At 42.3% G+C, this 25,338-nt stretch carries 19 protein-coding genes and 1 pseudogene; 12 read left to right on the forward strand and 8 right to left on the reverse strand.

Annotated elements, in window-relative coordinates; all coding sequences use genetic code 11:
* Nucleotides 1-3 precede the first annotated feature (3 nt).
* Nucleotides 4-633 carry a hypothetical protein gene (locus C2M33_RS10855; RefSeq protein WP_105174443.1) on the reverse strand — a complete coding sequence of 210 codons (630 nt, stop codon included), beginning with the start codon at nucleotides 631-633 and terminating at the stop codon, nucleotides 4-6.
* Between the two features lie 129 nt (nucleotides 634-762).
* Between C2M33_RS10855 and modF the strand changes: the two genes are divergently transcribed.
* Nucleotides 763-2,220: a molybdate ABC transporter ATP-binding protein ModF gene (gene modF / locus C2M33_RS10860; protein ID WP_105174444.1), complete on the forward strand. Its 1,458-nt coding sequence runs from the start codon at nucleotides 763-765 to the stop codon at nucleotides 2,218-2,220.
* A gap of 26 nt (nucleotides 2,221-2,246) precedes the next feature.
* On the opposite strand, the gene C2M33_RS10865 is transcribed toward modF, so the two are convergent.
* Nucleotides 2,247-3,125: a TraB/GumN family protein gene (locus C2M33_RS10865; RefSeq protein ID WP_105174445.1), complete on the reverse strand. Its 879-nt coding sequence runs from the start codon at nucleotides 3,123-3,125 to the stop codon at nucleotides 2,247-2,249.
* Nucleotides 3,126-3,661: 536 nt separating this feature from the next.
* On the opposite strand from C2M33_RS10865, the gene ilvG reads away from it, so the two are divergent.
* From ilvG to can, 7 genes are all read left to right on the forward strand, one after another.
* The gene (gene ilvG / locus C2M33_RS10870; protein WP_063702853.1) at nucleotides 3,662-5,311 is read left to right on the forward strand and encodes an acetolactate synthase 2 catalytic subunit; all 1,650 of its coding nucleotides are present in this window, start codon (nucleotides 3,662-3,664) and stop codon (nucleotides 5,309-5,311) included.
* Nucleotides 5,308-5,553 (forward strand): acetolactate synthase 2 small subunit, encoded by a 246-nt coding sequence (gene ilvM, locus C2M33_RS10875; protein WP_054554110.1) that lies wholly within the window; start codon nucleotides 5,308-5,310, stop codon nucleotides 5,551-5,553. The genes ilvG and ilvM overlap by 4 nt, the downstream gene beginning before the upstream one ends.
* Nucleotides 5,554-5,657: 104 nt before the next feature.
* Nucleotides 5,658-7,514: a dihydroxy-acid dehydratase gene (gene ilvD, locus C2M33_RS10880; protein WP_063702851.1), complete on the forward strand. Its 1,857-nt coding sequence runs from the start codon at nucleotides 5,658-5,660 to the stop codon at nucleotides 7,512-7,514.
* A gap of 2 nt (nucleotides 7,515-7,516) precedes the next feature.
* Complete coding sequence (gene ilvA / locus C2M33_RS10885; protein ID WP_063702849.1) at nucleotides 7,517-9,070, forward strand: threonine ammonia-lyase, biosynthetic; 1,554 nt, start codon at nucleotides 7,517-7,519, stop codon at nucleotides 9,068-9,070.
* A 128-nt stretch (nucleotides 9,071-9,198) separates the two neighbouring features.
* A complete protein-coding gene (locus C2M33_RS10890; protein ID WP_199776364.1) occupies nucleotides 9,199-10,203 on the forward strand; it encodes an ABC transporter substrate-binding protein in 1,005 nt (334 codons plus the stop codon).
* 50 nt (nucleotides 10,204-10,253) lie between these two features.
* Nucleotides 10,254-11,432 (forward strand): methyltransferase, encoded by a 1,179-nt coding sequence (locus C2M33_RS10895; RefSeq protein ID WP_105174446.1) that lies wholly within the window; start codon nucleotides 10,254-10,256, stop codon nucleotides 11,430-11,432.
* Nucleotides 11,433-11,450: 18 nt separating this feature from the next.
* Nucleotides 11,451-12,113: a carbonate dehydratase gene (gene can, locus C2M33_RS10900; protein ID WP_063702845.1), complete on the forward strand. Its 663-nt coding sequence runs from the start codon at nucleotides 11,451-11,453 to the stop codon at nucleotides 12,111-12,113.
* Nucleotides 12,114-12,158: 45 nt separating this feature from the next.
* Here the strand turns inward: can and ubiK are convergent, their stop codons facing one another.
* The gene (ubiK, locus tag C2M33_RS10905; RefSeq protein WP_036971505.1) at nucleotides 12,159-12,422 is read right to left on the reverse strand and encodes a ubiquinone biosynthesis accessory factor UbiK; all 264 of its coding nucleotides are present in this window, start codon (nucleotides 12,420-12,422) and stop codon (nucleotides 12,159-12,161) included.
* 111 nt (nucleotides 12,423-12,533) lie between these two features.
* Between ubiK and rep the strand changes: the two genes are divergently transcribed.
* Complete coding sequence (gene rep, locus C2M33_RS10910; RefSeq protein ID WP_105174447.1) at nucleotides 12,534-14,546, forward strand: DNA helicase Rep; 2,013 nt, start codon at nucleotides 12,534-12,536, stop codon at nucleotides 14,544-14,546.
* Here rep and C2M33_RS10915 read toward each other — a convergent pair.
* From C2M33_RS10915 to elbB, 3 genes are all read right to left on the reverse strand, one after another.
* A complete protein-coding gene (locus tag C2M33_RS10915; RefSeq protein ID WP_105174448.1) occupies nucleotides 14,536-17,100 on the reverse strand; it encodes a bifunctional diguanylate cyclase/phosphodiesterase in 2,565 nt (854 codons plus the stop codon). The two genes, rep and C2M33_RS10915, sit on opposite strands and share 11 nt — an antisense overlap.
* 201 nt (nucleotides 17,101-17,301) lie before the next feature.
* Nucleotides 17,302-17,694, reverse strand: coding sequence for a c-type cytochrome (locus C2M33_RS10920; RefSeq protein ID WP_063702839.1), 393 nt, complete (start codon nucleotides 17,692-17,694; stop codon nucleotides 17,302-17,304).
* A gap of 182 nt (nucleotides 17,695-17,876) precedes the next feature.
* The gene (elbB, locus tag C2M33_RS10925) at nucleotides 17,877-18,527 is read right to left on the reverse strand and encodes an isoprenoid biosynthesis glyoxalase ElbB (protein ID WP_063702837.1); all 651 of its coding nucleotides are present in this window, start codon (nucleotides 18,525-18,527) and stop codon (nucleotides 17,877-17,879) included.
* Between the two features lie 511 nt (nucleotides 18,528-19,038).
* On the opposite strand from elbB, the pseudogene polA reads away from it, so the two are divergent.
* A pseudogene (polA, locus tag C2M33_RS10930) lies at nucleotides 19,039-21,773 on the forward strand (DNA polymerase I).
* A 330-nt stretch (nucleotides 21,774-22,103) separates the two neighbouring features.
* Here polA and C2M33_RS10935 read toward each other — a convergent pair.
* Nucleotides 22,104-23,024, reverse strand: a complete 921-nt coding sequence (locus tag C2M33_RS10935; RefSeq protein ID WP_199776361.1) for a lipase family alpha/beta hydrolase — start codon at nucleotides 23,022-23,024, stop codon at nucleotides 22,104-22,106.
* Between the two features lie 424 nt (nucleotides 23,025-23,448).
* Here C2M33_RS10935 and C2M33_RS10940 point away from each other — a divergent pair, with 424 nt between their 5' ends.
* Together C2M33_RS10940 and C2M33_RS10945 are read left to right on the forward strand one after the other, a co-directional pair.
* On the forward strand, nucleotides 23,449-24,036 hold the full coding sequence (locus C2M33_RS10940) for a YceI family protein (RefSeq protein ID WP_063702832.1): 588 nt from the start codon (nucleotides 23,449-23,451) through the stop codon (nucleotides 24,034-24,036).
* Complete coding sequence (locus C2M33_RS10945) at nucleotides 24,036-24,554, forward strand: DUF1285 domain-containing protein (protein WP_063702830.1); 519 nt, start codon at nucleotides 24,036-24,038, stop codon at nucleotides 24,552-24,554. The genes C2M33_RS10940 and C2M33_RS10945 overlap by 1 nt, the downstream gene beginning before the upstream one ends.
* Nucleotides 24,555-24,558: 4 nt before the next feature.
* Here C2M33_RS10945 and yihA read toward each other — a convergent pair whose 3' ends face one another.
* Nucleotides 24,559-25,209, reverse strand: coding sequence for a ribosome biogenesis GTP-binding protein YihA/YsxC (yihA, locus tag C2M33_RS10950; protein WP_063702828.1), 651 nt, complete (start codon nucleotides 25,207-25,209; stop codon nucleotides 24,559-24,561).
* Nucleotides 25,210-25,338: the final 129 nt, after the last annotated feature.

Genomic DNA, 25,338 nt, shown 5'->3' on the forward strand with positions numbered 1-25,338 from the left:
CAATTAGTTCGTTACTTTAATGTCGCCAACACCTACTTCTACTTCTACTTCAATATTGTATTGACCATTACCACGGTAGCTTGAATGCGAGCTAACCACTTTACGGCTGGTATTACCGTCATTTTTTAAGCCGCGAATTTTAGTGTCGCCCACACCGGTATCAAGCTCGATACGTTTGTAGTCATCAAGCGCACTATCAATTCTTACCGCGCCCACACCTAACTCAATATCAACCGAATTACTAGCGTCGTTAATTTCAATATCGCCAACACCTAACTCAACATCAATTGCCATCGATTTAGGCATTTTTACATGCCAGTTTTGTTGAATATCATCGTTATCTAGCTTTAAGCTAAGTGAGCTGGCACTTTGCGAGTGGCTTAATTCGATATCTGATAAGTCAACATCAGAGCTGAACCAGCTATTGTCATTTTTTGGTTCAATGCGAACTGTAACCACGACTTCGCTGCCGTCATAGCTTTCGACTTCTAAGCTGCCTACCGGAAAATCTATATCAAGTTGGCTTGCACCATTCACTGCAAAGTTATGATTTAGCTCACGTGAGTCTTTTGCCATTGCGTATGTTGTTGTAAGTGCTAAGCCTAATGCCGCTACACAAAGTAATTTTTTCATTGTCTGATTCCTGTTAATGACCTTTTATACCTTAGTCGCAGCTGTGTTTAAAAAAGGTTTAAACGATTTTTAATTTTTTATCGAATGCGGTAACGTCAAGCTAACGGTAACTTAGAATGAGGATTCAAAGTGCAACAAGTGCAGTTGGTTAATGTTAGAGCCAGCCTAAAGGGGCAGGGCAATGACGTTTATTATTTAGATGATCTTAATATCAATGTATCGCCATTGCAGCAATGGGTTTTACTTGGTGCGAATGGGGCGGGTAAGTCAGCCGTTGCTGCTGCCATTGCCGGTTTTGCGAAAATAGAGCAAGGCCAGTATGAGAATAGCTTTGAGCGTATAGCATTGGTTTCGCCAGACAGTCAAAAGCAGCTCCTTGCGGCTGAGCTAACAAAAGATCAAGATGACATTATTGATGGCGTTACGCCTTCAAGTACGGTATATGAGCTGATTATTGCGGGCCGAGACGAGCAACAGCTTGATAGTGATTTGCTACAGCAACTAATAAGTCTATTTGATTTTAGTGACAAACTTAGCAAGGCATTTCGCGATTTATCGACCGGTGAAACCCGCAAATTGATGCTGATTAAAGCCATAATAGGTCGGCCAGATTTACTTGTGCTTGATGAGCCTTTTGATGGCTTAGATGTCAAGGCAACGGCTGGGTTGAATCAGTTACTCGCTGAGCTTAGTAAAACGACGACCCTTATTTTTGTGCTTAATCGCTTAACTGAGATCCCTGACTTTGTTGATCACTACGCCTACGTTAAAGAGGGTCATGTCACAGAGCAATTAGCAAAGCCTACAGCCGAGCAGCGCGATGATTTACTCAAGCTATTGCATCTCACGCATACTCAGTTACAAATACCTGAGGCAGATATTGACCATCAAGCGCCTCCGCTCACTGATTCTATGCTGGTCAGATTAAACAACGCATCGGTAAGTTATGGCGGCGAGGCTATTTTTGAAAAACTCAACTGGCAAATTAACCAAGGCGAACATTGGCAGTTAACAGGTAAAAATGGCTCAGGTAAAACTTGTTTGCTGAACCTTATCACTGGTGATAACCCGCAGTGTTACAACAACGATATCAAGGTGTTTGGCTATCAGCGCGGAAGCGGTGAGAGTATTTGGCAAATTAAACAGCACATTGGTTATATCTCCAACGCGCTGCATATGGATTATCGAGTGAGTATCACCGCACTCAATACGGTTGTTTCGGGCTTTTATGACAGCATTGGTCTTTACCAAAAAGCCACTGATAAGCAACTTACCATAGCCAAACAATGGTTAGCGTTATTAGGGTTAAGTGACAAACAAAGCAGCTCATTTAGCCAGTTATCTTTTGGTGATCAGCGTTTATTATTGATTGCTCGGGCTATGGTTAAACACCCTAACTTATTGATTCTTGATGAGCCTTGCTTAGGTCTTGATGAAGCGAATAGACAGCGTGTGTTATTGTTGATAGAAAAAATCTGCGCTGCAGGTACCAGCACCGTGGTGTATGTTAATCACCATGCGAGTGACAAAATAGCCGGTATCGACAACTATTTAGAGATGGCTGATTTCACAAAAAAAGCGCCTTAAGGCGCTTTTTAAACGATTGAAATCATTTAGATACGGGTAACTGTAAAACCCTTGTCTGTTAACTGCTTCAATAAGCCGTGTTGCTCAGGTAAGTGCAAAGCGCCCACTGCAATGAACAGCTTTTCTTTACCGATGCGAGTAGATAGTTGATTAACCCAGTCATTGTTACGGTCTATCAACATCACTTGCTCGCTTAGTTGACCATACTGTGTGCCATCAAAGCTTTCGTTATAAAACTGTGTAAGTGTTTTCATGTCACCTGATTTCCAAGCCTTGATAAGACCAAAAAAGTAGGTGTCTACATCTGCAAGTTGGTCGAATGTTTCTTCGATCATTTTGTCATTCATAATTGCTAAGTGCTCAAACATTTCCATTTGGCGTTCAAGAGTTTCTAGCTCACCAACAGAAATTTTATGTTCTTGAGCGTAAGCAAGTACTTGCTTGTCGATGCCGTATTGATCTGAAAAACCGACGCTTTGGAACTCCATTTGCATCATGGTGACCATCACCGCCCACGGTGCTAAGTTCTTAAACATCGCAATATCAATTGATTTATCTGCAAAGTACTTTTGCAGTTTTGCATAGTTTTCAGGTGATAATTCTGATTGTAAGGTTTTGCCATTTTTCAGCATCATAAATGGTAATGAGCGACGCTGCATTTCCATTGGTGAAATAGCGCTGATATCGACCTCAACAATGACTTTATCTGAGTTATCAAGTGCTTTCGTTACCTTACTTGGTAAGCCTTTCATGCTGTTGTCACCCACATGCACGGTACCAAATAAATAAGAAGCAACGCCGTTTTTTTCTACTTTCCATAACCCCGGCTCTGCAAGTGCATATTGGCTAAAACCAAGCAGTAGCACCATAAAAAATAGGGCATTTATACGCTGGACGAATTTCATAACTTTCCTTTTCATAACGTGGTTATTTTCAATACTAAACTAATTTTTTAAAGAGGCGTTAAATTAAATCGGCTTTAAGCAGAAAAATCACATCTAATTGCTAAAAATTAATCAATCATAGAATGGCAGATAAAGAGGTATGAAATTTCAATATTTAGCAAATGGTGAAAAATAAATCTTATTAATGCTAATTGTTGGATATTTATTTCTTTAAAATCGTTTTTTTGCTTGTTTTTTGAATTGAATTTTATGTTGACTTAACGCCCCCAGCGCGGTACTAATAGAAAAAGACAGCGGGATGGCTAGATTTCCGCTACAAATGAACAGAATTTGGTTACAGATAAATGCTTACTAACAAACTTTCTCTAATTCTAATTAACGTCGTGGTGATTATTATTACCGCGGGGGCTAGTTAGTGCTTAGAGAAAAGTGAAGCATTTAAAAAGCCCCCCGCACTTAACAGTCCGGGGGGCTTTTTTGTTTTAAGGTTTGAGTCGCAGCAAATACACAATGTCACTGAGGAATGAGGATTTACGATGACAGGCGCAGAGTTAACAATCGATTTATTAGCTAAACATGGCGTTAAGGATGTTTTTGGTTACCCGGGCGGTGCCATCATGCCTATTTACGACGCTTTGTACGGTGCGCCAGTCAAACATTATTTGACGCGTCATGAACAAGGAGCGGGTTTTGCTGCTGTAGGGTTTGCCCGTAGCACAGGTAAGTTAGGTGTGTGCTTTGCAACATCAGGCCCAGGTGCGACTAACTTAATAACAGCCCTTGCTGATGCGATGATGGATTCAGTGCCGTTACTTGCAATCACAGGGCAAGTACCTACCGCAGCGATAGGCTCCGACGCCTTTCAGGAAGTGGACGTTCTAGGTATGTCGTTATCATGTACTAAACACAGTTACATGGTTGAAAGAGCTGAAGATTTAGCCGAAATATTACAAGAAGCCATCCACTTAGCGCAAAGCGGCCGCCCAGGTCCAGTGTTAGTTGATATCCCGAAAGACATCCAAATGGCGCAAGTGCCATTCCACCCTTGGTTAGCCGCCGAAGATCATTTACCAAAATTAGACCCAAACCAAGTTGCGATAGCCAATCAAATCTTAAGTGAGGCGCAGCGTCCTGTGGCGTATATCGGTGGTGGTGTACAAGCTGCTGATGCGCAAAACGAGCTTATGCAATTTTTAGAAAAAACACATATGCCAGCGGTATCAACGTTGAAAGCGCTAGGCAGTGTATTACCTGATTATGAATATGATTTGGGTATGCTAGGTATGCATGGCGGTAAAGCGGCTAACTTAGCTGTGCAACAATGTGATGTGCTTGTTTGTATCGGCGCACGTTTTGACGACCGTGTTACTGGCAACTTAAGTAAATTTGCTGCAAAAGCAAAAGTGATACACCTTGATATCGATGCCGCAGAAATTGGTAAACGTAAGCCTGCAAAAGCGTCTTTAGTTGCAGATTTAAAAACCTCATTACCGCAACTTGATTGTTTTGTTACACCAGATGAGTGGTTAACGCACATCGAAAGCATGATGAAAGAGCATGCGTGGCGTTATGACTATCCGGGCGAAAAAGTGTTTGCCCCTTACTTATTAAACCAGCTAAGCCAAAAAATGCCATCAACGGGTGTTGTGTGCTGTGATGTGGGTCAGCACCAAATGTGGGTGGCACAGCACATGAAGTTTAGCCACCCAAGCAACCATTTAAGTAGTGGTGGTGCAGGTACCATGGGCTTTGGTTTACCAGCCGCTATCGGCGCCCAAGTTGCGCGCCCAAATGATTTTGTGATCACGGTGTCGGGTGATGGCTCAATCATGATGAACATTCAAGAACTGGCAACAATTCGCCGTAACAATCTGCCAGTTAAAATTCTAATCCTAGATAACCAGCGCTTGGGCATGGTACGTCAATGGCAGCAGCTATTTTTTGAAGGTCGTTATTCTGAAACAAACCTTTCAGATAATCCTGATTTTGTGCAGTTAGCAGCGGTGTTTGGCATTCCAGGTCAAACCATCACTAAAGCAGATGAAGTCGATGCTGCGGTTGATGCGTTAGTTAATAGTGAAGGTCCATACATTCTTCATGCCTGTATCGATGATAAAGAAAATGTATGGCCGCTTGTACCACCGGGTGCAGCTAATGATGAAATGATGACGGAGACTGTAAAATGAAACACACCCTAACGATTGCACTAAAGAATCAAAGTGTCGCTGTAGAGCGCTTTTTACGCGTTGCACGTCATCGCGGCTTTGACCTAACAACCATGAATTTAGAAATGGCTGATGAAGCGTTTCATGTCACCATGACGGTAGACAGCGATAAGCCAATTTATCTACTAACATCACAGTTAAATAAATTGGTTGATGTGAAACACGTCAATGTTGAAAACCAATTTCAACAACAAGCAATCTAGTAAAAAATCAACAGGTAACTAGAGCAATCAGATTAATGCTTTAGTGAGAAATAAATTAGGAATGAGGAAGTCAGTGGCATGCCACTGCAACAACTGAGGTAATTATGGCTAAATTAAGAAGTGCAACAACAACAGAAGGTCGCAAACGTGCAGGGGCGCGTGCTTTGTGGCGTGCAACAGGGATGACAGATAAAGACTTCGGTAAGCCAATTATCGCTGTTGTTAACTCATATACTCAGTTTGTACCGGGTCACGTTCACCTTAACCAACTTAGTGAGCTGATGGCTGAAACCATCACTGAAGCGGGTGGTGTACCAAAAGAATTTAATACTATTGCAATCGACGATGGTATCGCAATGGGTCATGGCGGCATGCTGTATTCACTACCATCGCGTGACTTAATTGCTGACTCAGTGGAATACATGGTTAATGCACACTGTGCCGATGCTATGATCTGCATTTCTAACTGCGACAAAATCACCCCAGGGATGATGCTAGCAGCACTGCGTTTAAATATTCCGGTTATTTTCGTATCAGGTGGTCCAATGGAAGCGGGTAAAACTCGCCTTGCTGATATCGACATTAAACTTGATTTAGTGGATGCCATGGTGAAAGGCGCTGATACCACAGTAAGCGATGAAGACTCAGAAAAAGTAGAGCGCTCTGCGTGTCCTACGTGTGGTTCATGCTCAGGTATGTTCACTGCCAACTCAATGAACTGTTTATTAGAAGCGATTGGTTTAGCACTGCCGGGTAACGGTACCACACTTGCTACACATAAAGACCGTAAACAACTTTACGTTGAAGCAGGTGCGCGTATTGTTGATTTATGCCGAGAGTATTATCAAAAAGACAATGCAGCAGTGTTACCTCGTGCGATTGCTAATCGCACTGCCTTTATGAATGCAATGGTCGTTGATATTGCCATGGGTGGTTCATCAAATACGGTTTTACACTTATTAGCTGCAGCGCAAGAAGCGGGTGTTGATTTTGATATGTCGCACATCGATGAGCTTTCTCGCAAAACACCTTTCCTTTGTAAAGTGGCACCCGCAACCAATAAATATCACATTGAAGATGTGCACCGCGCTGGTGGCATGATGGCAATTATCCGTGAGTTAGGTAAAGCAGGCCTTGTTGATTTATCTGTGGATCACGTTGCAGGCCACAGTATGGCTGAAATGGTGGCTAAATGGGATGCGACCGATCCGAATAATGAAGTGGCGCAAAAATTCTATAAAGCAGGCCCTGCCGGTATCCGTACTACAAAAGCAATGAGCCAAGAGTGCCGCTGGCCAGAACTTGATAATGACCGTGAAAACGGCTGTATCCGCAGTGTTGAAAATGCCTTTCGTCAAGATGGTGGCTTAGCTGTACTTTCAGGTAACTTAGCCCTTGATGGCTGTATTGTTAAAAGTGCCGGTGTAGTTGAAGAAATGCTGCACTTTGAAGGCCCTGCAGTTGTATACGAATCACAAGATGATTCGGTTGAAGGCATTCTAAACGGTGAAGTAAAAGCCGGTGACGTTGTTGTAATTCGTTATGAAGGACCAAAAGGCGGCCCAGGCATGCAAGAAATGCTGTATCCAACGAGTTACTTAAAATCAATGGGCTTAGGTGAAAAGTGTGCGCTTATCACCGATGGTCGTTTCTCGGGTGGTACATCAGGTTTATCAATTGGTCACGTTTCACCAGAAGCAGCAAGCGGTGGTGCAATCGCCTATGTTGAAAATGGCGATAAGATAGTGATTGATATTGCAACCCGTGAAATCACTTTAGCGCTGTCTGATGAAGAGCTTGAAGCACGTAAACAAAAGCAACTTGCACGTGGTAAAGATGCTTATAAACCACTGGATCGTGACCGTTATGTATCACCAGCACTGAAAGCGTATGCATTACTGGCAACCAGTGCAGATAAAGGGGCAGTGCGCGATTTAGCAAAACTTGAGGAGCTTAGTTAATTATGGTTTCTCAAGAGCTCGATTATTTTCGCGCTATCATCCAAGCGAACATGGAACCGCTTGCAAAAGTTACTGAGGTCAGCGAAATGGCTGATCTTAGTGCACGGCTAGGCAACCATGTGTGGCTAAAGCGTGAAGATCAACAACCGGTTTATTCATTTAAACTTCGCGGTGCTTTTCATAAACTGAGCAAGTTGCCAAAAGGTTCTGATGTGATCACAGCCTCTGCCGGTAACCATGCGCAAGGCGTGGCACTCAGTGCCTCATTTTTAGGGCATAAAGCAACGATTGTGATGCCAGTTACAACACCAGAAATTAAAGTGAATGCAGTACGTTCACTCGGTGGTGAAGTGGTATTACACGGCCATCATTTTGATGCTGCAAAAGCCCATGCTTTAGAGCTGACAGAGCAGCGTAATGGGGTATTTGTGCCACCGTTTGATGATCCTGATGTCATTGTTGGCCAAGGTACCGTTGCCCGTGAATTAATGCAGCAATTGAACGACCTTGATGCTGTGTTTATTCCTGTTGGCGGTGGTGGCTTACTTGCAGGTATGGCGGTGTACATTAAGTCGTTACGTCCTGATATTAAAGTCATTGGTGTTGAAGCTGACGAGAGTGCCTGCTTAAAAGCAGCACTTGAAGCAGGCAAGCCTGTTGAGCTTGACCGTGTTGGCAGTTTTGCTGATGGTGTCGCAGTAAAAATCATTGGTACTGAGACGTTTCGATTAGCGCAAAAGTTTTGTGATGAAGTTGTCACTGTAACGGGCGATGAAATCTGCGCCGCAATGCAAGATATCTTTGTTTCGACTCGTGCGATAGCTGAACCTTCAGGGGCGCTATCAACAGCAGGGCTGAAAAAGTGGTGCCAACAAAACGGTGTAAAAGGCTTAAACGTTGCTGCGATTTTATCGGGTGCAAACTTAAACTTTGACCGTTTACGTTATGTTGCTGAACGAACCGCACTTGGTGAAAAGAACGAAGCACTCCTCGCTGTGACCATTAAAGAAGAGAAGGGGAGCTTTAAGCAGTTTTGTAACTCATTAGGTGGCAGAGCTATCACCGAGTTTAATTACCGTTATGCAGGTCCTGGCGAAGCACAAATTTTTGTTGGTATTGCCTTAAGACAAGGGCAGCAAGAGCTCGATGAGTTAAAAGCAGCACTGACAGAAAACGACTACACGTTTTGCGATTTATCAGATAACGAGCTGGCTAAATTGCATATTCGTTATATGGTGGGTGGTAAAGCGCCAGCTCAGCTTCATGAACGTTTATTACGCTTTGAATTTCCTGAATACCCAGGTGCACTGGCACGATTCTTAGATACCCTTGGTAGTAATTGGAATATTACTTTATTCCATTACCGTAACCATGGTGGATCGGTTGGTAATGTGCTGGCGGCCTTTGCTATTGAACCGAGTGATTATGAGGTATTCAATGAGCATTTGAACCGTTTGGGATACAACGTTCAAGATGAAACAAACAACCCATGTTTCACCCAGTTCTTAACTAGCCAAGGTCAAGAACTTAGCGAAGTTAAAGCGGCAAATCAGTAGCTTAATATAATCAAGACTGTTCACTAGCAGTCTTGATTTTTTCTCTATTTTTCCTATAGTTAATGCACGGTTTCAAGCAAGGATGATGCGTGCAAGGTATAAAAAGCCTACTAGGGTTAATCTGTTTAATGCTTTCTATGAGCGCACAGTGTGCTGATAAAGTTAGCTTACAGTTAAAATGGACTCACCAGTTTCAATTTGCAGGCTATTATATGGCTGCAGAAAAAGGCTTTTATAAGGAGGCAGGCCTTGATGTCTCTATTATTCCTGCTGATCCAAACCATCCAGATACCTTCCCTAAAGTACTAAGCGGTAAAGCCGACTTTGCCATTACTCACTCAGGCATATTACAAAAGCGTCAGCAAGGCGCTCCGGTTGTCGCCCTAGGAGCCATACTGCAGTTTTCGCCTTACTGCTGGATGGTAAAAAATAACTCAGATATTTTTCAGCCTAGAGACTTTGCTGGTAAGAAGCTAAGTAAAATCGGTTCAATAGAAAATGCTGAGTTACTGGTGATGTTACAGCGTGCAGGACTGAGCCTAGAAAGCTTGATGGCAGCTAGCCATGAAGGCGGCGTTAAAGAGTGGCTTGCCGGTGATTTAGATGCGGTGCAAGTGTATGTCACCAATGAGCCTTACACGATGATATTACAAGGAGCCGGTCACCGACTCATTTGCCCGCAAAAGTTTGGTTTGAATGTGTATGGCGATATTTTATATACCTCAGAGCAATTTTTAGCGAAAAAGCCTGAGGTTGTAGAACGCTTTTATCGTGCAACCCTAAAAGGGTGGCGGTATGCCTTATTACACTTAGAAGAAAGCATTGATGTGACCAAGCAGCATTATGCCCCCCATAAAAGCGTACAAGAGCTGGCCTACGAAGCCCATGTTTTGGCAAGCTACATTCAACCTCCGGGCATTAATCTTGGCAATATGTCGATGGCAAAGTGGCGCTTGATTGCAGATTTATATGGCTTAGATCAGGATGAATTTGATCAGGCTTTTGATGGCTTTATGTATGATCAACAGCAAACAGAAGGCATTGAATTATCGTGGATGCTGATCCTTGCCATCATTTTAAGTATTGCGTGTGTGCCATTGTACATTCGTTTGATCAGCAGTAACCGACGTTAAATAAGATAAAAACTGTTATACTGCTTTTTATTTCTTGTCGCTAAGTAGTTATGACACTTGCCGAGCACTTTGCAGCTTTAGATGCACTGCTATTTTCAACCCGCCAATACTGGCAATGTACCGCATTTGATTTTGATGATCTTCCCTGGCCTGAATTAGCCGATTTATTATGGGCGCTTGATGACCAACAAGTGAGTGAGCTTGATGCCGATCAGCAGGCCTTATATCGTTATTTTGCTGAGGCAATTGAGGGTATCGAGCAATTAGCTCAGCTATGTGAGTTACCTGCTATCAATTTAGCACGTACTGAATTTCCGTTTTGGATAAGTAATGGCATTAAAGGTCGTAAATTTGAGCAACTACAAGACTTTGTCGCGGCGATTAGTCAGCAGTCATTAAACCAGCCTGTTTTAGAGTGGTGCGCAGGTAAAGGGCATTTAGGGCGTATGTTGGCATTCAATGGAGCGCCACGTGTACATAGCATTGAGCTGCAACAACACTTGTGCGACCAAGGTCAACACAGTGCAACACAACAGCAATTGGCGATGCAGTTTTCACAAGCTGATGTATTAACCGATGACACTGATGACTTTTTTGAAAGCCAGCAGCATGCAGTTGCTTTACATGCCTGTGGTCGTTTACATCAAACATTTATGCAGCAAGCAAGCAAAGCGAAAACTCAGCAAATCAGCTTTTCACCATGCTGTTATCATTTATTCACAGATAACGCTTATCAAGCAATGAGCGAGCCTGCCAAGCAAAGTCAACTTGCGCTAACTCATCGCGATTTAAAACTGGCGCTGCAAGAAACCGTAACGGCACCGAGTCGAGTTGATAAGGTCAGAAAAACAGAAGTTGAATGGCGTCTTGGATTTGATGCGTTACGTAAAACATTGACCGGTGAAATGCACTATGTGAGTGTGCCATCAGTGAACAAAGCGATCTTCTCTGATTCTTTTAGCTCATTTTGTTTTTGGGCTGCTGAGAAAAAATCATTAAATTTACCGGAAGGCATTGATTACAATAAATTTTTAGAGATAGGTAAAAAGCGCAAAAGGGTTACTGAGCGAGTTGAACTCGTCCGACATGTGTTCAGAAGGGCAATTGAAGTTTGGCTCGTGCTCGATCGTGCTTTATATTTGCAACAACAAGGGTATCAAGTAACGGTTAGTACGTTTTGTGAAAAGCAGCTGACACCAAGGAATATCTTGATCCAAGCTAATTATTAAAAACCGTAAAGAGGCGCAATGAGAAAGTTAAAAAATTTATTCGAAAATAATAGACGTTGGGCAGCGCGTACGAGTGAAAATGATCCTGAGTTTTTTAAAATTCTATCAATGCAGCAAAATCCAGAGTACTTGTGGATCGGTTGTTCTGACTCGCGTGTACCTGCAAACGAAATCGTAGACTTATTACCGGGTGAGCTATTTGTTCACCGTAACGTGGCAAATGTTGTTGTTCATACTGATCATAACTGTCTTTCAGTAATGCAATACGCTGTTGAAGTGCTTAAAGTGAAGCACATCATGGTCGTTGGTCACTATGGCTGTGGTGGTGTTCAAGCAGTATTAAACGAAGCGCGTTTTGGTTTAATTGATAACTGGTTACGCCATGTAGGTGATGTAAAAGAAAAACACATCGAACAGCTTAATGCATTACCTGAAAAAGAGCGTTTAAACAGTTTGATCGAATTAAACGTTATTGAACAAGTACGTAACGTGTGCCGTACCAACATTGTGCAAGACGCTTGGGCGAAAGGCCAAGAGTTAACAATTCATGGTTGGGTGTATGGCTTAGCGAATGGTCACCTTAATGACTTAGAGTCGGTTGTGACCTGTGCAGAAGAAGCAAGTGATACTTATGGCACGGCAGTTAAGCGTGTATTTGAACGTATTGCTGAAAAAAGCTAATTCCGAAGTAGATTGAAAAAAGGAGAGCTAATTCGCTCTCCTTTTTTATTGTTCGTCTTGTTTGCTAGCAAGTTGCTGCTCAAGTAAAGCCACTTTCTCTTCAAGCTCAGTGAGTTTTTCACGAGTACGAATAAGTACTTGGCTTTGAATATCAAACTCATCACGGCTTACAAAGTCCATCTCAGCAAGTTTGTTTTGAATAGCTTGCTTAGTTTTGCCTTCAATTGTATCAGCAAGGTTTTTTACGCCTTGTGGCATGTTATCAGTAATTTGCTTAGCGATTTCTTCAAGTTTTGCTGGGTTGATCATCTTCGTCCCTTGAGTCACGTAAAAAAACAATCTTACCTTATTGGCTAGGCGTAGTGTAGTGATTACGGTAAAATTGCCCGTCCTGTCTTTGGATAATTTCTTTAGGGGCTTATGAAACTCAACCCAAAACAAGATGAAGCGGTAAAATATATCAGTGGACCGTGTCTGGTATTAGCTGGTGCGGGCTCTGGTAAAACGCGTGTTATTACTAATAAGATCGCTTACTTGGTGCAAAAGTGTGAGTATCAAGCGCGCAATATTGCGGCGGTAACCTTTACCAATAAAGCCGCAAAAGAAATGCGTGAGCGTGTTACGCAAACACTCGGCAAGCAAGAGTCGAAAGGCTTATGGGTTTCAACGTTTCACACCCTTGGGCTTGAGATCATCAAAAAAGAGTTAACGACACTAGGGTTTAAACCCGGTTTTTCGTTGTTTGATGATCAAGATACCAACCAGTTACTAGCCGAGCTGACCGAAGAAGAACTAAAAAAAGACAAAGACTTACTCAACCTATTAAAAATGCAAATAGGTAACTGGAAGAACGAATTGATTCTACCTGAGCGTGCCGTTCGCGAAGCCCGAGAGCCGCAAAAAGCCTTATTTGCTCAGCTGTATGCGCGTTATCAAAATCAACTACGTGCTTATAATGCCCTTGATTTTGATGATCTGATCATGATCCCTACTTTGTTACTAAGCCAAAACGCCACAGCGCGTGAGCGTTGGCAACAGCGTTTTCGTTACTTGCTGGTGGATGAGTATCAAGATACCAACACCAGTCAGTATCAGCTGGTTAAGCTATTAGTGGGTGAACGAGCTCGTTTTACCGTGGTAGGCGATGATGACCAATCTATTTACTCTTGGCGTGGTGCTAAGCCACAAAACCTTGTGCTATTGAGTAAAGATTTTCCTAGCTTACGTTTAATTAAGCTTGAGCAAAATTACCGAAGTGCTGGACGAATTCTTAAAGCGGCAAATATTTTAATTGCCAACAACCCTCACGAGTTTGATAAAAAACTCTTCAGTGAGCTTGGCTATGGTGAGCCTATCAAAGTGATTGGTTGTCGTGATGAAGAGCATGAATCTGAGCGAGTGGTCGCAGAAATCATTTCTCATAAATTCATGAAGCGCACCAGCTATAAAGATTACGCGATTCTATATCGTGGTAATCACCAAGCGCGGGTGTTTGAAAAAGCACTTATGAGCAACCGTATTCCTTATAAGATCAGCGGCGGCATGTCGTTTTTCTCGCGTTCAGAAATTAAAGATATCATGGCGTATTTACGCCTATTGGTGAACCAAGATGACGACAATGCCTTTTTACGTATTGTAAATACGCCACGTCGTGAAATTGGTACGGTCACTTTGGAAAAGCTAGGTACACTTGCTAATGAAAAGCACATCAGCTTATTTGCAGCCTGTTTTGAACCTGAACTTGCACACCGCTTAAAAGGTCGAGGCTTTAATGCCTTAGCTGGATTTGCTCGCTGGGTGGTTGAGCTTTCTGATAATGCGGTACGCGGCGATACCCTTGAAGCTGTGAAAGAGTTAGTTAGGCAAATTAACTACGAAGCTTACCTATATGAGTCATCACCGAGTGCAAAAGCCGCTGAAATGCGCATGAAAAACGTGTCAGAGCTTTATCGTTGGATCACCGACATGCTAACAGGGGATGCAGATAATCCACCGCTGAACCTTGCTGAAGTGGTTAGTAAACTGACCTTACGCGATATGCTTGAGCGTAACGAAGAAGAAGACGAATCTGACGCGGTACAATTACTAACGCTGCATGCGTCAAAAGGCTTGGAGTATCCGTATGTGTTTATGGTTGGCATGGAAGAAGGTCTATTACCGCACCAAGTCAGTATCGATGAAGATAACGTTGAAGAAGAGCGTCGTCTCGCTTACGTAGGTATAACGCGTGCTCAGCAAGAGTTGGTAATGACCTATGCTAAATTACGTCGTCAATTTGGTGAAACGTCAGATACTGAGCTCAGTCGCTTTGTGCAAGAGTTACCACAAGATGACTTAGCCTTTGAAGCGAAAAAGCCACCGTCTTCACAAGCTGAGCGCATGGAAAAAGGCCAAGCCCGTGTAGCTAACTTAAGAGCGATGCTTAAGAAGTAATAAATTGTGCGCTCGGTGCTTCGTGTTCGAAGGGGGCCAGCGCATGTTGCTTACCAATAAACAACGACAATCCGTGCTTATCGAGTAACGTGCGGTAGTTAAAAATCGACGGGCCTTTCGCGATTACTTGGATATTTTGCAGCTTAGTAATCGCTAGTACACCTTGCAATTGTAAGTGATAGTTTTCTTGCTGTAGTACACGTTTACTGAACGTTGAACTTAATAACAAGTAATCGAATTGGAACTCAGTCAGTAAGTTTAACTCACAGCGATCTTTGGCAAATTCATTCAAACCAATCGAAAAACCTTGAGCGACCAGGTTTTTTAAATTTTCAATTTGCACCGCTGATGCGTAACGAATTTCTTGTTCGTTGAATAGTAAACACATTCTATTTGCATCATGGGCTTTTAATAACTTACACAGTGCTTGAAAATTAATACGCTCTAGCACTAATCCAGAACAAGGAAACAGGACTTTTTCGAGTTTGCTGTTGCTTGCTAGGGTAAAGGCTTGTTTCAGTAGGCTGAGTTCAACCTCAAAGTGCTGAACTCTATCGGTCGCAAACTTCTTAAGTACTTCGAAGCTGGTGCTACCAAGTACAGGGTGCTCGCCAAATGCTTCGAGTAAAGATTCTGCGCGAGTTTGCTCATCCAAAGTAATGATTTCGGCACTTCTAAAGTGCATAGGCAAATCATCTAAGTGATGCATATTGTCAGCATCATGCTGGACATTGCTGGCATTAAGCAACGGATGGAAACATTCAAAGCGATTACGGCCTGCATTTTTCGCGTAATACATGGCGGCGTCGGCATCGCGAATAATTTCATCGGTGTGCTTGTAGCTTGGTTTCGAGTAGGTAATACCGATACTGGCGCCACTTTGTATGCACTGACCTTTCATACAGAAAGGTTTTCTCATTATTTCGATGATACGCTTGGCAACATCTTGGGCTTGCTGTTGCTCAGTTAAGTGAGTTAGCAACACCACAAATTCATCACCACCTAAGCGCGCGAGTAGGTCGTGCTCACGAATACAATGCGAGAAAGACTCGGCAACACCAATTAAAAACTGATCGCCTGCTTGGTGACCAAGGTGATCGTTGATGTCTTTAAATTTATCGAGGTCAATAAATAACACTGCAAACTGCTGCTCTGGGTAGCGCTGGTAATGCTGCAATGTTTTTTCAAGTTGAGTTAAGAATAAACTGCGATTCGGTAAACTCGTCAGTGAGTCATGGTGTGCATCGTGATACAGCTGTTGTTCTATTTTTTTACGTTCTTCAATTTGCATTTGCAGATGCATATTGGCTTGGCGAAGTTCTTTGGTTTTTTCAGTAACACGATGCTCAAGTTTTTGGTGACTAAGTTTTAACTCTTGGTTGGCCAAGTGGGTTTGAATAACGTTAGCTATCTGATGCGAGACAAAGGTGATTAACTCACAGTCATCCTGACTAAACTCATGCTTATTATTGTAAGCTTGGCAAACAATGAGGCCGATAACACCTTGCGAAGTTTTCAGCGGCGCGCCTAACCAACTCGTGGCGGTACGCTCTGGTGGTACATTAACCGGCCTTTCTACTACGCCTAACTTGATAAGTTCTTTTGCTCTTTCACTGTCTATGACTTGGCACTTTTCAGTGCTGAGCACCAGTTCACTGTAACCTTTAGCGAAAGGCCGCGGCAGAGCATTATCATTAAATTCATCGACGCAGTAAGGAAAACTCAGCCAGTGCGATTGTTCATCGTATAGGGCAATGTATAAGTTATCTGCATAGGTAATGGTTTTTATAATGTTATGGACATGCTGATATACATCGTCGAGGTTTTTACTTTGCGTTGCTAGCTCCGAGATTTTGAACAGGATTTGCTGGCGGTCGAGAGCATTTTTACGTTGTTGAATTTCGTCGTTTAAAGCTTGGTTGCTTTGTGTCAGAGCGCGGGTGCGAATTTTAACTTCAGACTCAAGCAGCTCACGTTTTTTAACTCGTTCAATCGCTGTTGCCAAATATAATGACATCGCTTCTAGCAATTCAATTTGCTGCTCTGAATAGCCTTGATTTTTGTCGTAACTTTGCGCGACCATGACGCCAATAATGACTTGCTCACGGTAAACGGGCACACCAACCCAATGCTCGGCAGGTGTACCAAACGCTTTAAATAAACCTTGTTCTAGTGCTTGCTCTGTTTGCTGTTTGGTAAAGTAGCTGGTTTTACCGTGCTTAAATACATAACCCGTAAGGCCTTCTTTAAAGTACTGCTCATATTTTAACGGTACTGAAAGGCCATCTTTTTCATCGGCAAAGTAAGATAACTCAAGGTTATCGTAAACCGGGTTATGTAACACAACGAAGAAGTTTCTGCTCGGAATGTAGTCTTGCAGAATGTTATGAATAGCAGGGTAGAGTAGGGTTAATTCGGCAACAGTGCTTGCTTGCTCTGATAATTGTAAAAGAGCATGTTGCAAGTGATGTGATTGCTTATACTTTTGTAAAAGCGATTTTAAGCGAGCATTTTTTCGCTCTAGCTTATCAATGTGTGTTGCTGAATCTTCCAATGATTTAGAACCAGATCTTATTATTGTTTAAATTTCGTCCTTTATAGTTCCACTTTTTTATTAGATCGTCAAGTAACAGGTGTTAACAAAATAGTAATTTATGATGGGGTTAATTTGGCTACAGCCTTAGCCTAGCGGTTAAAAACAGGCACAAAAAAAGGGCTTAATAAAATTAAGCCCTTAGTATTAGTTTTTAGACTGTTACTTGCTAGTCATGAAATCGATAGCAGCGCTGATTTCATCTTCAGAACAATCCATACACGTACCTTTAGGAGGCATCGCGTTGAAACCGTTAAGCGCGTGGTTTAAAAGTGTATCTTTACCTTTAGCGATACGAGGAGCCCAATCATCAGCTGATTTAGGTGCACCTAGTGCGCCAGTACCATGACATGCAAAACATGCTGCTTGGTAAACTTGTTCACCAGAACGAGGACCTGTAGGTTCAGCAGCGGCCGCAGCTTTATCACCTTCTAGATATACAGAACCAATTGGCGCTAGACGCTTTTTAATTGCGTCTTCAGTCAAAGAGTTGTCATATGCTTGTGCATATGCCGTTGTTGCTAGCAGTAATAATGCAGCTGATAGTTTTTTCATTTTGCCTTGCTCACTTCGATTTGAACGTGATCAATCACGATATCTGACGGAAATTAGAACGATTATAACGCTAAGCCACAATTTATAAAATGATCTAAAAGGCTTTTTCTTGAGAAAAACCGTCATTTTTTTGCGTTAGCGCAAGAAAAGCCTGCATTAGTAGCTGGCTTTTTGCCCGATGATTAAGCGAGTTCTAACACTTTGTTGACTAATTTTTCGATACCTGCGTCAGCATCTAAAATGCTTTGTGCCAACATATAAGCAGGGGTTGTGACGACTTTATGCTGCTGATCAACAACAACATCATTCACTGCACAGTTTTGATGTGCACCGCCTAGCTGCTCGATTGCTGCTGCTGTATCTGCGTCGTTACCAATGGTGGTTTTGACACCCTTGCCATAAATAAGTGGCAGCATGGCAGGGGCAATGCAAATATACCCAGCCGCTTTATTGGCATCGACAAAGGCTTTCGCAGTGGTAAGTACATCACTTTGAACTTGGGCATCTGCGCCTTTAACGGCAAAATCTGATAGGTTTTTTGCGGCCCCGAAACCACCAGGTACGATCAAGGCGTCGAACTCATTCACATCTAGCTCTGTAAGGGCTTTAATTTCACCACGAGCAATACGCGCAGCTTCAACTAACACATTACGGTTAGGTGTCATTTCTTCACCGGTTAAGTGATTAATGGTGTGCATTTGTTCGATATCGGGTGCAAAGCATTCATAGCTCGCGCCAGCTTTTGCGATATGTAATAAGGTTAATACAGCTTCGTTGATTTCGGCGCCATCATAAACACCGCAACCTGCTAAAATTACAGCAACTTTTTTCATTTTAGAACTCTCCTTAATGCGACTTGCTTTAGTTTAACAAGGATACGAGTCAGCCTACAAAATAAAAAATTTTCGCCGCTTAATAACTCGCAAAGCATGATGAATAGCTGTTTATGCCTTTTTCTAAATTACTGACGAAAAAAAAAGTATAAAGGATCGCTATGATCTTTGATCCATTATGCTAGAATACTCCTCCGGTTATGAAAAGGGATGTTAATTCGGTTTCGAATAAGCAAAAGGTTATCACTGCTAAAACCGTTTTCCACATCGGACAAAAATAATAAAAAAAGAACGTCGTAATATCTTTTTTAAATCAAAACATGAGCTTATGAAAATTTCCTAAATGTTTTTACATTTCGGGAGGTTTATCTGTGTTTGTTATCTACAAAGTTATCCACAGCTTGCTATTGAAGAAACAATTATTGGTTAATAATTCACAGTCGTTTTCTTTAAAGCCTTATGGCATGCTTACAAACAATTTAATGTTATTCAATTAGGATCCAATTTCACCATGGCTCAGATCCCTGAAAATCCACTTATTCTTGTAGATGGTTCTTCGTATTTATTCCGTGCATATCATTCGCCACCGCACCTAACTAATTCAAAAGGTGAAGCGACAGGCGCAATCTATGGCGTAGTGAATATGCTTAAGAGTTTGATCAAGCAATATGATCCGTCACATATGGTGGTGGTCTTTGATGCCAAAGGTAAAACCTTCAGAAATGACATGTACAGCGAATACAAAGCGAATCGTCCCCTATGCCGGATGACTTACGCACACAGATCGCACCACTGCATAACATTATTAAAGCAATGGGCTTCCCGCTGATTAGTATTGAAGGTGTTGAAGCTGATGATGTTATTGGTACCTTTGCGCGTATTGCTTCAGAGCAGCAACGTCATGTACTGATCTCGACTGGCGATAAAGATATGGCGCAACTTGTTAATGAACATGTCACGCTGATCAACACCATGACAGATAGCATTTCAGATCCTGAAACCGTGCTTGAAAAATTTGGCGTTGGCCCTGAGCTGATCATTGATTACTTAGCTTTAATGGGTGACAAAGTCGATAACATCCCAGGTGTTGATGGTTGTGGTCCTAAAACAGCGGTGAAATGGCTACAAAAATATGGATCATTACAAGGTGTAATGGACCATGCTGGTGAGATCAAAGGTAAGATTGGTGAAAAACTTGCCGCAGCGCTGGATCATCTGCCACTTAGCTATGAATTAGCAACAATTAAGTGTGATGTTGAGGTTGAGTCAGATCTTGAAACCTTTAAGTTGCAAGAGCCTAATCGTGATGAACTGATTGCACTTTATGGTGAATGTGAGTTCCGCCGTTGGTTAGCTGAACTACTTGATAACCCTAAAGACGCTGATACGCATTTAGATGTGCCAACTGAAGCAAATGAACTACCAAAAGTCGCTGATGCGCATTACGAAACGATTTTAACCGAAGAGCAACTTGATACCTTAGTGGCGCAGTTAAACGACGCAGAATTATTTGCTTTTGATACTGAAACAACCAGCCTTGATTATATGCAAGCACAATTGGTTGGTATGAGCTTTGCGGTTAAAGCCGGTGAAGCGGCTTACCTTCCGGTTGCTCACGATTACCCAGATGCGCCAGAGCAATTAAGCTTAGACACAGTTATGGCAAAAATTGGCCCAATCTTAGCTGACGAAAACAAGGCAAAAGTAGGCCAGAATCTAAAATACGATAAAAGTGTATTAGCGAATGCAGGCTTTGAATTAAAGGGTATTAAGTACGACACTATGTTGGAGTCGTATGTATTTAATAGTGTAGGCAGCCGTCATGATATGGATTCGCTGGCACTTAAATACCTAGGCCACAAAAATATCAGCTTCGAAGATATTGCTGGTAAAGGTAAGAAGCAGTTAACGTTTAATCAAATTGAGCTAGAAAAAGCAGCGCCTTATGCTGCTGAAGATGCAGATATAACACTTCGTCTTCACCAAGTGTTATGGCCAAAAATTGATGCTGATAGCCAGTTGAAGTCAGTATTCGAAGATATTGAGTTACCACTTGTCACAGTGCTTTCTGATATTGAGCGTACTGGTGTTGCAATTGATAGCAACATGCTGGCTGCTCACAGCCAACGTTTAGGCGAACGCCTGTTAGAGCTTGAGCAAGAAGCCTATGATATGGCTGGTGAAAAGTTTAATTTAGGTTCACCTAAGCAGCTGCAAGTTATTTTATTTGAAAAGCTTGAGCTGCCTGTTATCAAGAAAACACCTAAGGGTGCACCTTCGACGGCAGAAGAAGTATTGCAAGAACTTGCTCATGATTATCCATTACCAAAAGTGATTATTGAGCACCGTGGTTTATCTAAACTTAAATCAACCTACACAGATAAACTTCCGCTGATGGTTAATGAGCGCACGAAGCGAGTGCATACTTCTTATCATCAAGCAGTAACGGCAACGGGGCGTTTAAGCTCAACGGATCCTAACTTACAGAATATTCCAATTCGTTCAGAAGAAGGTCGTCGTATTCGTGAAGCCTTTATTGCTGCACCAGGCCATAAAATTGTGGCTGCCGATTACAGCCAAATTGAATTACGTATCATGGCGCACTTATCACAAGATAAAGGCCTACTCACTGCGTTTGCGAATGGTTTAGATGTACACAGTGCTACGGCGGCAGAAGTCTTCGGGGTTAGCCTTGAAGAAGTTACCAGCGATATGCGTCGTAAAGCGAAAGCGGTTAACTTTGGTTTAATTTATGGCATGTCGGCGTTTGGTTTATCACGCCAATTAGACGTACCACGTCATGAAGCACAGCATTATATTGATAAATACTTCGAGCGTTTCCCTGGCGTACTTGAGTACATGGAAACAACCCGTGAAAAAGCGGCTGATAAAGGCTATGTAGAAACGATTTTTGGTCGTCGTTTACATTTACCAGAAATCAATGCCCGTAACGGTGCTCGTCGTAAAGCTGCTGAGCGTGCTGCGATAAACGCGCCAATGCAAGGTACTGCTGCTGATATCATCAAAAAAGCGATGCTAAAAGTTCATCAGTGGGTGAATGCGCAAGCTGAAGGTTCAGTGAAGTTGCTTATGCAAGTGCACGATGAATTAGTGTTCGAAATTAAAGAAGAGTGTGTTGACGACTATAAAGCTGAAATTTGTAAGCTAATGTCTGAAGCCGCGACTCTTGATGTGCCTCTGATTGTTGAAGCCGACAGCGGTGACAACTGGCAACAGGCGCACTAATAGTCGCAATAGGTGAGAGCTGTCAGCTATCAGCCGTCAGCTTTCAGACTGAAAGTTAGCGAGTTTCTAGGGGAAAGTTAGAGCTGTCAGCTATCAGCCGTCAGCTTTCAGACTGAAAGTTAGCGATTTGCTTGACCGTTATAGCGTATTTATCTCGAATCTAGCTTCCAATTTAAGGGTTGCGGCATAAAGCCGCTGCTACAAGTAGGCGTGAAACTTGTTTCGCGCGTCTGACCGCTGAAGGCTGAAGGCTGAAAGCTGATCGCTTCTATGTATAGAACATCGCTTCGTGCGACCCGACTCACCCAAAAATAAATCATTACTCGTTAACTAAAACCCCAACTCCTGCAACCGCTTTACGTGTTGACGATAAAGCTCAATAGGGTCAATTTCGCGAAAATTATGTAAGCCAATGAACTGATTAATCTCATCTAAGTGGTTCATGTCATAATCATCTTTAATTACGTGGCCTAAATGGCTGCTGCAGCGTGATATTAGGCCATCATCTTTGCCTAAAATAAGTAATGAACCGAGCAGCATGGGCAGGTCGGTGGGATCCAGTATATTACTAAGTGCTGCTGTACCGCTCCACGAAAAATAGTACACGCCATTTTCGGCAACTAACTGACCTTGATCGCACTTATTTTCTGGTAAACCTTCAGGGTATTTTTGATTAAATACGTCAGCGCCCTGTTTACTTAAGCTACTTAAAGCACCGAGTGTATCTTGCGGTAATTGGCTGTGGCCTGAGAGCAGTGAAATCACCTCACCAACCCCATCAAATATGAACCGCGCGGTATGTTCAGCTTGAGAGTTCGCAGGCAGCTTTTGACTAATTAGATCAATAATGCCACTGCCATAGTTTGCACCGCCAATGCTGGTTACTGAGGCAATCAGATCAGGTCTGACAGATGCAACGTAGCGCACTGTTTGCGCGCCTTGGCTGTGACCAATCAAGTTTACTTTATTGGCGCCTGTCAGTGCTAAAATTGCTTTTACGTGAGTGAGTAATTGTTCGCCCCGGACCTCAGAGCTATTAATAGCAGAGACCGCCGGCGTAAACACCAAGGTACCATCTTGGCTAAGGCTTTCAGCAATATTATAAAAATAATCGAGGCCGAGTAGGTTATCGAATCCCATTAACCCATGAACTAAAACTACCGGGTATTGTGTCGTTGTTTTTTTGGCATGGCAGTAGGGAGTTATTAAAAAAAGTAAGGTAGCAAATAAAATTAAGGGGATTTTTTTCATACCTTTTACTCTTCTACTGCAATTTTTATCACTAACAAGCCTTAAAAAAGCCTGATTTTTGCGTGCTGTTGATTCACTTTACCCTAAATATTGGCTTGCTGTAATGTTAATTTTAGGTAAACAAGAAAAGATGGTTTTAGTGATTCGTTATTTGTTTATCAATTTGTGTTGTTTCTGCGGCTCGGCAATTTATTTTTAATCTGGTATTTGTTAAAGTCCGCGCCGTCCTCATCCTGTAGGACATCCTGTTGATGATGCATCTGAAAGGATGCAACGTATTGATAGCTTCTCCCCAGTTTGCTATACCGACTCACTCCTTGTTGAGTGAGTCGCTTTTTCTTTCTCTTATCATACAATTCATTGCACAAATTAACGCAAGTGATACCATCAAAGTGATTCTTATTTACTTTCGAAGGAATGCGTTATGTTTAAATCTATGGCAATTGCTGCCTTTTCATTATCGAGTATTTTAGTTGCCCCTTTAGCCAGCGCAAACTGGCAAGTTAATAATGAGCAAAGCAATGTGAGCTTTGTGTCTATCAAAAAGAATTCAGTTGCAGAAGCGCATCATTTCAAAAACGTGTCGGGTACACTTAACGAACAAGGTCAATTTAAGTTAATGATCGATCTGTCATCGGTTGAAACCCTGATCCCTATCCGTAATGAGCGCATGACGAAATTGTTATTCGAAACAGCTAAATTTCCTAATGCAGTGTTAACTGCGGATTTAAGCAAAGCGCTGTTAACGCTAAAACCTGGTCAACATGTGCTTAAAGGTTTGAAAGCTGAATTAGATTTTCACGGCAACAAGAAAGAGCTAACAATTGATGTGCTTGCCAATATGTCACCGAAAGGCGATGTGACTGTTTCATCGTTTACGCCGGTGATTATTAATGCAAGCGATTTCAAAGTAACAGAAGGTATTAGTGAGTTACAAAAACTTGCGGGTTTACCATCAATTGCGACAGCTGTACCTGTAACATTTTCTTTGACGCTAGATAAAGAAAAGTAATGCAATCACTTGCCGAATTAGAAGCCGCACTTCAAGCGCCCGATAAACCTTTTGATCAATGGCAACCACAAAATTGTGGGCAACTGCCAATAACGATTGATGCGCAAGGGCTGTGGTTTTATGCCGGCAGTGAAATAAAGCGCGAGGCAATGGTAAAACTCTTTGCCTCTGTGCTTTGCAAAGAAGCCGATAGTTATTTTTTAAAAACACCTGTTGAGAAAATGGCAATCACCGTCATTGATGTGCCTTTTATTATTGTTGATTGGCGCTTTGAAGAGACAGAGCAAGGCCGTGCACTTTGTTGTGTCGATAATTTACAGCGTGCATGGTTGGTATCAGCAAAGCAACCACTATTACTAAGAGAATTTGAGGGGGTTAGTGTGCCTTATCTTCAATTAGCGCATGGCTTGGCTGCGAGGGTATCGAGAAATGTTTATTATCAGTGGGCTGAAATAGCCTGCTCAGACGAGCAGGGCTATTATATAGAATCATTAGCCAAGCGTTATTACTTGGCCTAAGCGATTAAGCTTCTGGTTGTTCGTCATCAGACTCAGGTGCTTCAACTTCAATAGGTCCTAAGAACCACTCATCAAGCTTTTTAGCAACTTCTGGTAAACCTGTGCCTTTTAGTGAAGAGAAGGCGTGTACAGTAATATCACCCTCTAAGTTACTTAACTCACGGCGAACCTGTAAAACTTGTGCTTTACGCGCACCTTGTTTGAGCTTGTCGGCTTTAGTTAAAAGTGCAAGCACAGGTATTTCACTGCCCACAGCCCAATCGATTAAGTCACGGTCTAAATCTTTTAACGGATGACGAATATCCATTAAAACAACGATACCTTTTAAGCTTTGACGCTTTTGTAAGTATTCACCTAGCGATTTTTGCCATTTCTTTTTCATTTCGATAGGCACTTTCGCAAAACCATAACCCGGTAAGTCGATAAGGCGTTTGTCGGCATCTAGCTCAAACGTATTGATCAACTGAGTACGACCTGGTGTTTTAGAGGTACGTGCTAATTTTTGATCTGTTAACGTATTTAGGGCACTTGATTTACCCGCATTAGAGCGACCAGCAAACGCGACTTCAATCCCCGTATCAGCAGGTAAGCGTGAGATATCAGGTGCGCTGGTAACAAAGGACGCAGTATTGTATTTGATACGAGATTTGAGCACAGGCTCTCCTAGTCTTTTATAAATAATAACGAACAGTGGCTAATTTCCACTTAAGGCACGTATTTTATACTATTAAAGCAGCATTCAAAAGCGTATTTAAGCGTGCTAAATTGGCTTTGAATTAGGAAA

The sequence above is a fragment of the Pseudoalteromonas sp. T1lg122 genome, from assembly GCF_002964825.1.
In the GTDB taxonomy this organism is placed as follows: Bacteria; Pseudomonadota; Gammaproteobacteria; order Enterobacterales; family Alteromonadaceae; genus Pseudoalteromonas; species Pseudoalteromonas gelatinilytica.

What these genes read in the sequence shown, in the direction of transcription:
- rep (WP_105174447.1), top strand. Translation starts at nt 12,534, where the DNA reads ATGAAACTCAACCCAAAACAAGATGAAGCGGTAAAATATATCAGTGGA.
- C2M33_RS10920 (WP_063702839.1), bottom strand. Translation starts at nt 17,694, where the DNA reads ATGAAAAAACTATCAGCTGCATTATTACTGCTAGCAACAACGGCATAT.
- C2M33_RS10890 (WP_199776364.1), top strand. Translation starts at nt 9,199, where the DNA reads ATGCTTTCTATGAGCGCACAGTGTGCTGATAAAGTTAGCTTACAGTTA.
- elbB (WP_063702837.1), bottom strand. Translation starts at nt 18,527, where the DNA reads ATGAAAAAAGTTGCTGTAATTTTAGCAGGTTGCGGTGTTTATGATGGC.
- ilvM (WP_054554110.1), top strand. Translation starts at nt 5,308, where the DNA reads ATGAAACACACCCTAACGATTGCACTAAAGAATCAAAGTGTCGCTGTA.
- C2M33_RS10855 (WP_105174443.1), bottom strand. Translation starts at nt 633, where the DNA reads ATGAAAAAATTACTTTGTGTAGCGGCATTAGGCTTAGCACTTACAACA.
- can (WP_063702845.1), top strand. Translation starts at nt 11,451, where the DNA reads ATGAGAAAGTTAAAAAATTTATTCGAAAATAATAGACGTTGGGCAGCG.
- C2M33_RS10895 (WP_105174446.1), top strand. Translation starts at nt 10,254, where the DNA reads ATGACACTTGCCGAGCACTTTGCAGCTTTAGATGCACTGCTATTTTCA.
- ilvD (WP_063702851.1), top strand. Translation starts at nt 5,658, where the DNA reads ATGGCTAAATTAAGAAGTGCAACAACAACAGAAGGTCGCAAACGTGCA.
- ilvG (WP_063702853.1), top strand. Translation starts at nt 3,662, where the DNA reads ATGACAGGCGCAGAGTTAACAATCGATTTATTAGCTAAACATGGCGTT.
- C2M33_RS10940 (WP_063702832.1), top strand. Translation starts at nt 23,449, where the DNA reads ATGTTTAAATCTATGGCAATTGCTGCCTTTTCATTATCGAGTATTTTA.
- ubiK (WP_036971505.1), bottom strand. Translation starts at nt 12,422, where the DNA reads ATGATCAACCCAGCAAAACTTGAAGAAATCGCTAAGCAAATTACTGAT.
- ilvA (WP_063702849.1), top strand. Translation starts at nt 7,517, where the DNA reads ATGGTTTCTCAAGAGCTCGATTATTTTCGCGCTATCATCCAAGCGAAC.
- C2M33_RS10945 (WP_063702830.1), top strand. Translation starts at nt 24,036, where the DNA reads ATGCAATCACTTGCCGAATTAGAAGCCGCACTTCAAGCGCCCGATAAA.
- C2M33_RS10865 (WP_105174445.1), bottom strand. Translation starts at nt 3,125, where the DNA reads ATGAAATTCGTCCAGCGTATAAATGCCCTATTTTTTATGGTGCTACTG.
- C2M33_RS10935 (WP_199776361.1), bottom strand. Translation starts at nt 23,024, where the DNA reads ATGAAAAAAATCCCCTTAATTTTATTTGCTACCTTACTTTTTTTAATA.